This window comes from Corallococcus praedator (assembly GCF_003612125.1).
In the GTDB taxonomy this organism is placed as follows: Bacteria; Myxococcota; Myxococcia; order Myxococcales; family Myxococcaceae; genus Corallococcus; species Corallococcus praedator.
The window spans coordinates 1-6994 of record NZ_RAWI01000452.1; the positions used below are offsets into that span (position 1 = coordinate 1).

Annotated in this window: 7 protein-coding genes; 1 reads left to right on the forward strand and 6 read right to left on the reverse strand. The window is 70.5% G+C overall.

Annotated features, from left to right (window positions below; all coding sequences use genetic code 11):
* Positions 1–1318, reverse strand: a 1318-nt coding sequence (locus D7Y13_RS35770) for a purple acid phosphatase family protein (protein ID WP_120630941.1), incomplete at its 3' end; no start/stop codon positions are given.
* Positions 1319–1534: 216 nt separating this feature from the next.
* Between D7Y13_RS35770 and D7Y13_RS35775 the strand changes: the two genes are divergently transcribed.
* On the forward strand, positions 1535–1732 hold the full coding sequence (locus D7Y13_RS35775) for a hypothetical protein (RefSeq protein ID WP_120537787.1): 198 nt from the start codon (positions 1535–1537) through the stop codon (positions 1730–1732).
* An 8-nt stretch (positions 1733–1740) separates the two neighbouring features.
* Here D7Y13_RS35775 and D7Y13_RS35780 read toward each other — a convergent pair whose 3' ends face one another.
* The 5 genes from D7Y13_RS35780 to D7Y13_RS35800 are packed head-to-tail and all read right to left on the reverse strand — an operon-like array spanning position 1741 to position 6973.
* Positions 1741–2550: a hypothetical protein gene (locus tag D7Y13_RS35780; RefSeq protein WP_120585857.1), complete on the reverse strand. Its 810-nt coding sequence runs from the start codon at positions 2548–2550 to the stop codon at positions 1741–1743.
* On the reverse strand, positions 2547–3257 hold the full coding sequence (locus D7Y13_RS35785; protein WP_120537788.1) for a DUF4956 domain-containing protein: 711 nt from the start codon (positions 3255–3257) through the stop codon (positions 2547–2549). Before D7Y13_RS35785 ends, D7Y13_RS35780 begins: the two co-directional genes overlap by 4 nt.
* 5 nt (positions 3258–3262) lie before the next feature.
* Positions 3263–4975 (reverse strand): dTMP kinase, encoded by a 1713-nt coding sequence (gene tmk, locus D7Y13_RS35790; protein WP_120537785.1) that lies wholly within the window; start codon positions 4973–4975, stop codon positions 3263–3265.
* Positions 4976–4981: 6 nt separating this feature from the next.
* Complete coding sequence (locus tag D7Y13_RS35795; protein WP_120537784.1) at positions 4982–5701, reverse strand: VTC domain-containing protein; 720 nt, start codon at positions 5699–5701, stop codon at positions 4982–4984.
* 12 nt (positions 5702–5713) lie between these two features.
* A complete protein-coding gene (locus D7Y13_RS35800; protein ID WP_120585858.1) occupies positions 5714–6973 on the reverse strand; it encodes a hypothetical protein in 1260 nt (419 codons plus the stop codon).
* Between the last annotated feature and the right edge of the window lie 21 nt (positions 6974–6994).

A 6994-nucleotide genomic window follows, 5' to 3' on the forward strand; every position in this document is an offset into this window, starting at 1 on the left:
CCACACGGCCGCGTTCGTCGCCAAAGTCCCACGCGACGGTGGCGCCCGCCTGTGAGGCCGTGGCGACGAACGCGGCCGTGTGGGGTGCGGGGCCGCTGGCGTTGCCGACGGTGACGTTGAGCGTGCCCTGCGGGGGCGGGGGAGGAGCGGGCAGCTCCTTGGTGAGGGAGAAGGAGTCGAGCACGCCACCGTCCGTCTTCACGAGCTTCGCGGTGAGGGTGCCCTCCACGACGTCGACGTCGAGGAAGCCGTGGGCCGCGTCATCGCGAATGACGCTCCAGGAAGGGCGGGAGGTGGCGAAGGCGCGCAGCGTGGCGCCGCCGCCGCCCACGACGAGGTAGGGGATTCCGCGCTCGGTCTTGCCAGCCTCGGCGTCGCCCAGCATGGGCTTGCTGCGTTCGTAGTCGTGATCATGGCCGGTGAGGACCAGGTCCACGCCGTACTTCTCGAACAGCGGGCCGAACTGGCGGCGCATGGTGAGCTGCGAGCCGTGCTCGCCGCTGGACCAGGAAGGGTGGTGGAAGAAGACGACCTTCCACGGCTGCGTGGTGGCGGCCAGGTCCTTCTCCACGAAGGCCTTCTGCGCGGCGAGCGTGCACTTGGACGCGGACGCGAGCCCCACGGCGCAGTTCGAGTCGATGGAGACGAAGTGCACGTGGCCCCAGTCGAACGAGTAGTAGCGCTCCGAGCCTTCGGCGTTGTTGGTGGGCAGGTAGAGGTTGTCCAGGTAGGGCTGGGCCTCGTTGGTCACGTACTCGTGGTTGCCCGGGGTGGCGAACATGGGCACCTGCGCGAGCAGGGCGGCCATGGGGGTGAAGAGGTTCGTCTGGAATTCGGTCTCGGTGCCGGACGCGTAGGCGTTGTCGCCCAGCGCCACGAAGAGCTCCGGCTTGTTGGTGAGCATGGCGGCGGCGACCTTCTTCTGGTCGCTGCCGCCCGTGCCGAAGTCACCCACGGCGGCGAAGTGCACGCGCCGGGTGCCGCTGACGGGCGCGGTGCCGAAGGTCTTCGCGGGGGTCGTCTCACCGCACGCGTCCACCGAATACGTATAGGTGGTGGCGGGAGTCAGGCCGGTGAGGACCACGGCATGGATGCGCGCGGAGTCCGTGGAGCGCGCCACCGTGCTGGTGTTGCCGACGCCATAGCGGACCTGGGCCGATGAGCAATTCGAAGCGAGCCGGAACGCCACGGTGGCGGTGTCGGGACCCACGCGCTGCAGATAGGGATCACGCGGCAGGGCGAGCGCGGTACCCGCAGCGCAGCCCAGCACAAGCAGGGCAGCCAGGGGGGCGAGCGATAGAGACTTCGTCCGGTCCATGAATCCTCCGGCCCGAGACATTCGGGACCGGGGCCCAACCGTTCATGGTCGAACGTTCATCCGAAAAACGTCCCTGAAGGGGGAGACAGGCGGACGAGCGACGCGTGAGGCCGAAGGCTGTGTGAACAGGCCTTCACGGTGGTTCGTCAGGGTGAAGGCGGAACACAGCGAGCAGGCGGGCTTGCGGAGCCCGAACGCTGCATTACCCCTGAGTCCATGACCGGAATCGCTACCGAGACCCGCGAGTACACCCTGCCGGAAGGGTGCCCCGTGTGCGAGGCGGACCTGCCGGTGCGCGTGACGGCCCGAGGCCCGAACGCGGTCTGTACGCACTGCGGCTGGATGGGCCGCCCGCTCATCACGGTGACGCACCAGGGCCTGCGCGTGTCGTACGACGACGGCGCGCAGGCCTGAACCCAGCCCTACGGCTTCTTCACATCGAACGAGACCAGCTCCTCGGTCCGTTCGCCTTCCTCGCGGACCTTGCCCACGCCGGGAACCAGCCAGTACATCCGCTGCTTCTCCTCCTTCACCTCGCCGCTCTTGTTCAGCTTGTCGCGCTGGACCTTGATGGCGTTGGTGAACGTGCCCGCGGGCGTCGTCACCGTCACGTCCTTCGCGAGCACCTTCCAGACGTAGGTCGGATCCTTCCCCTCCGTCCCGCCCGCGTCATACGTGATCAGCTCGCGCACCGCGTCCTGGTGCTCCCAGGGCACGGAGGCCGGCGCCGCCGCCAGCGACTTCATCATCGCCGGGGACCAGGTCGTCGCCCGGGTGCGCAGGCCATCCGTGATGTCCTCCTCGCGCAGGCGCACCACCAGCCCGTTCGTCAGCTCCAACTGCCACGAGTTCTCCTCGTACACCGTGCCCGTCGTCGCCGTGCGGTCCTGCTTGCTGTGCACCTTGATGGCCGTCATCTGCGTGTCTGGCACCGTCTCCGGGCCCAGCACCGTCACCGTCTTGTTGAACACCCCGCTCACCGGGTCGTTGATGCGGTAGGTCCACGTGGAGCCCTGCGTCAGCGGCCACAGCTTCGTGTATTCGTCCGGGTTGTTCTCCCCGCCGGTCTGCCCGTTGTCCGGCTGGACCGCGTCCCCCGGCAGGTCCACCGTGCCGTCCGGATTCGTCGTGGGCGCGCCGGGGTCGTTCCCCGTGGGCAGGCTTCCGCCACCACCACACGCCACCAGGGAGCCACACGCCGCGAACAGCACCGCCCATTTCCTGAACTTCATGCCATCTCCTCCCGCGCGCCCTTGGCGCTCACCGCCGTCCACCGCAACCCCCGCAGGGATGACCCTTCCGTCTTGCCCAACGCCGCCGCCAGTGTCCCGGGCTCGGGCTCCTCCACTTCCAATTCCAACCGCCGGGAGGAGAAGTCCAACGCGCAGCTCTTCACCATCACGTTGCGCTCCCCCAGCGCCTTGCGCAGCGTCGCCTCCGCGCGCACCAGGTCGTCCGACTGCGCGGACAACACCAGCCGCTGCTTCGCGCCCGCCGTCGGCGACTCCTTCTTCTCGAACAGGTCCAGCACCAGCAGCAGCACCATCACGAATGCCGTGCCCACGCTCGCCAGCACCAGGTTGCCGTGGCCGCACGCCATGCCCAGGCCAATCACCAGGAACAGGATGGCCGCGTCGCGCGGATCCTTCAGCCCCGAGCGGAACCGAACGAAGCCGCCCAGCCCCACCAGGCCGAACGCCTTCGCCACGCTGTCTCCAATCACCGCGGTGATGACCGCCGCCGCCGCGCAGAGGAGGATCTGCGCCTGCACCATGTCCGACTTCGGCAGCGGCTTGCCCATCACCAGCCGCCAGGGCCGCGACGACAGCAGCGCTCCGATGAGCGCCGCCGCCACCAGCCTCGGCAGCATCGACGCCATCGACAGCGACTGAAGCTCCCGCTCCACGTCCTGGAACATCGTCGCGAATGGACCTTCCATGGGCGTCATGCTTCCTGCCGTCCCAGGTGGGCCGTGGACGTCTCCACCGAGGGCCGCACCGTGCGCGCCGCCTGCTCCAGGAGCCGGGCCTGCGCCACCACCGCATAGGCGTTGCGCAGCACCGGCAGGCTCCCACCCTGCTCCGAAAGCACCCGCTCCAGCAGCGCCCGCGTCTCCGCCACCAGCGGCAGCCCCCGCATCGAGGACACCACCGTCGCCGGCCACCGGCGCGCCGAGGAGGCCCGCAGCCTCCACGCCCGCGGAACATCCATTCCGTCCACGGAGTCCAGCGCCTCCTTCGTGAGCGGCGCCCCCCGCTCGCGCATCTCCCAGGCCCGGGGCGAATCCACCCCGGTGAGCGAGCGCAGCACCAGCTTCAGCGCGCCCTTCTCCAACTGCTCGCGCAGCCCCAGCGCCAGCGGCGTCTCCAGCCCCGTGGTGCTCTTGAGCACCGAAAGCCGGTCGTGCTTGAGCAGCACCTCGCGCAGCGCCTCCGCGCGCTCCGTGGCAAGCCCTCCCAGGCTGCGCGCCACCTCGGCGTACAGCTTGCGCTGCATGCCCGCCTCGCGCACCACCCAGGACTCCTCACCATCCACCCCGGCCAGGCCCAGCAGCACCGCGCCCAGGTGGCCATCCTTCATGCCGCGCTCCCGCAGCGCCCACGCCTCCGGCGAGTCCTGGCGCTTGAGCCCCTCCAGCACCGCCGCCGGCGCCTGCGCGTACAGCCGCTGGCGCAGCGCGTGCGAGCGCGGGGAGGTGACGAACCCCAGGCCCTCCGCCACGTCCACCGGCACGCTCGGCGCCAGCACCTCGCGCAGCGTCCACGCCGTGTCGTCGTCCAGCCCCGTCAGGCTTCGAGCCACCAGCCCCGGCAGCCGCTCCGCGTACGCCAGCCGGCGCTGGTGCGCGGGCAGGCCGGGGATGCCATTGAGCAGCCACACCGCGAGCTGCGGCTCGCGCGCCTCCAGGCCGTCCAGCGCGTGGAAGAAGCGCTCTTCCACATCGTCCACCGACGGCACGCCCGGCAGCGGCGGGGCAGGGGCCGGCACCATCCGCTGCACCGGCTGCTCGCGGCCCTCCAGCCGCGCGACGACGGCCTCCACCAGCCGCTGCTCCAGCATGCGCAGGGGCTGATCGTTGTTCTCCAGGATGATCCACCGCGTCGGATCCTTCCGGGCCTGCTCCAGGAACGCCTCGCGCACGCGCACCGCCAGCCCCGCGCCCACCAGGCCCTTGCGGCTGTCCGTGTCGTTGGCGCGCCCGCTCTGCAGCTTGCCCAGCCGCTTGCGCAGCCGCGCCAGGTCCGGATCCACGTCCACCAGGATGACCAGGTCCGGCCACAGGCCCTGCGACGCCAGCTCGCAGGCGGGCAGGAGCGCGTTCTCCTTCAGGCCCCGCCCCCCCGCCGTCAGCGCGAGCTGCGAGTACAGGTAGCGGTCGGTGATGCACACCTCGCCCCGCTTGAGCGAGGGCGCGATGACCTCCTCCAACTGCTGCGCGTCCCGCGCCAGGTTCAGGAAGAACTCGGCGCGCGGACCCATCTCCAGCAGCCGCGAGTCCCGCGTCAGCTCCCGGATGCGCCGGGCCGTGGGCGACTGCAATTCGCCGCCTTCCCGCGCATGTGTCACTTTGTAGCCCATCCGCTTGAGCCGCGCGGTGAGCAGGTTGGAGAGCGTCGTCTTGCCGCTGCCGTCAATGCCTTCGAAATCGATGAACACGGTACCCTATCCCCCTGCAACCCCAACCCCGGCCGCGGCGAAGGCATGCACCCTCGCCATTCCTTCCGCGAACTTGCTGTAGGCCGGCGCGCCCCCCGGATTGAGGGCCGCCAGCCACTCGGGCAGTTCCGCCCCGAGGTGCTTCACCTCCACCACCACCCGCGAGTCCTCCCACAGCGGCATTCCCAGTCGTTCCACCGTCAGCGCGGTGGGCGACAACGCCAGCTCCGGCGACACCTGGTGGAAGCCGATGTCCCGGTCCACCGTCACCCGCCACGCCTGCGACACCTGATACACGTGCCGCCGGTACGTCACCGCCAGCACCGGCATCAGGCTGCCGCCCGCGATGAGCGGCAACAGGCTCACCCCGCCGCGAATCGCCCGGCCCAGCTCCGCGCGCGGAACCCAGACACGCCGCTTCTGCGTGAGCCCGCCGCGCTCGCGCTTCACCTCCAGCACCACGCGCTCACGGCCCGCCGTGCCCACGTCCGGCGAGTACTCCTTCGTCCTCACCTTGATGCAGTTGTCCGGCGTGTGGATGGCGCGCTCGGCCAGCGGATACCCCTGCTTGTCGAAGTACACCGACACGATGCGCGTGGGCGGTGGCAGCCCCCCGCCCAGCTCCTGCGACAGCTGGGCGCACACCGCCCCGGCCTCGGAGCCTTGCAGCACCACCTTGAATTCACGGCGCAACTTGGTGACTTCGCCTTCAGCGAACGAGATCATGTCCGTGTCTCCTCACCGGAAGCGGGTGGCGAGCTGCAATGACAGCTCAAGTGCGGGCTCCAGGTCCCCCGGCCGGAGCGCACGCTCGGCCTGGACCTGGGCCTTGAAGGAATCCGCCAGCAACACGTTGAAGCCCCCCGTCAGCGCATGGCCCTGCGCCTGAATTCCACCCTGCAATTGCAACGCCTCCGCCCCCACCATGGGCTGCACGGCCCAGCCCTCGCGGCCCACCGGCACCGTCCAGTACGCCAGCACCGACTGCGACATGAAGGGCCCCAGCGCCAGCTGGCCGCGCGCCACTTCGCCGGTCAATGACAGACCCCACAGCGTCACCTCCGCGTCCGCCGCCGTCGCGTAGCGCTGCGTCCCGTCGATGACCTGCGTGAGGTAGGTGCTCGCGCCCACGGTGAGGAACTTGAAGGGCCGCACGCTCAGGCGCGCCGCGCCGTCCTCGCTCAGCCGCTCCCCGCCCGGGCCCTCGCCGCCCTCGAAGAGGCCCGCGGACAGCTTCAGGCCCCAGGCCTCCTTGAGCCGCACCTCGCCCATCAATCCCAGACGCCGGCCGCCCAGGCCGTTGGTGTCCGTGAGGTAGTCCTCCACCAGGCCGCGCCCCTGCAGGGGCAGGCTCCACGCGGATTCCAGCGAGCGCTGGAGGAAGGGCGACTTGAAGCGGCCCGCGTACAGGCGCAGCCGCTTGGAGTCATCCGCCAGCCGCACGAAGGCGTCCTTGAGGATCGTCTTGGAGGCGAGATCCGCGCTCACCTCCGCCTCCAGGTTGGACAGCGACGCGGCCACGCCCACGCGCGCCGACTCGATGCCCAGGTCGCGCTGATACTTCTGGCGCTCGTCGGCGGTGCCCTGCGCGAACACGCGGCCGAACACCCGGATGCGCTGCTGCGTCTTGCCCTTGTCGTCCGCCTTGTCCGCTTCGTCCGGCGCCTCGCCCAGCGTGTCCGCGCCCTTGTTCTTCTTCTTCGCGCCCGGCACGGCCGCGTCGGGCACCGGCGCGCTGGGGGCATCCACCTGCTCCGGCGCGCCCCTCACCGGACCCTGCGCGGGGCCAGGCATCGCCTGCGCCACCGCGCCGTCCAGCGCGTCGCCCGACGCCGCCTTGGAAGCGTCCTCGCCGTCGCCGCCGTCCTCACGGGCGACGTGGAGCGGCTGATCCGCGTCCTCCGGCGCCGGGTCCTCCACCGGTTCGGCTCCCGCCACCGCTGGAAGGCCCAGGAGGACCGCGACGAGCCATCCCCGCCGCCATCCCTTCTCCTCCATCCCCGTCTCTTATACCCATCT

Coding starts and splice junctions, on each gene's coding strand:
- D7Y13_RS35775 (WP_120537787.1), top strand. CDS start 1,535: ATGACCGGAATCGCTACCGAGACCCGCGAGTACACCCTGCCGGAAGGG.
- D7Y13_RS35780 (WP_120585857.1), bottom strand. CDS start 2,550: ATGAAGTTCAGGAAATGGGCGGTGCTGTTCGCGGCGTGTGGCTCCCTG.
- D7Y13_RS35785 (WP_120537788.1), bottom strand. CDS start 3,257: ATGGAAGGTCCATTCGCGACGATGTTCCAGGACGTGGAGCGGGAGCTT.
- D7Y13_RS35795 (WP_120537784.1), bottom strand. CDS start 5,701: ATGATCTCGTTCGCTGAAGGCGAAGTCACCAAGTTGCGCCGTGAATTC.
- D7Y13_RS35800 (WP_120585858.1), bottom strand. CDS start 6,973: ATGGAGGAGAAGGGATGGCGGCGGGGATGGCTCGTCGCGGTCCTCCTG.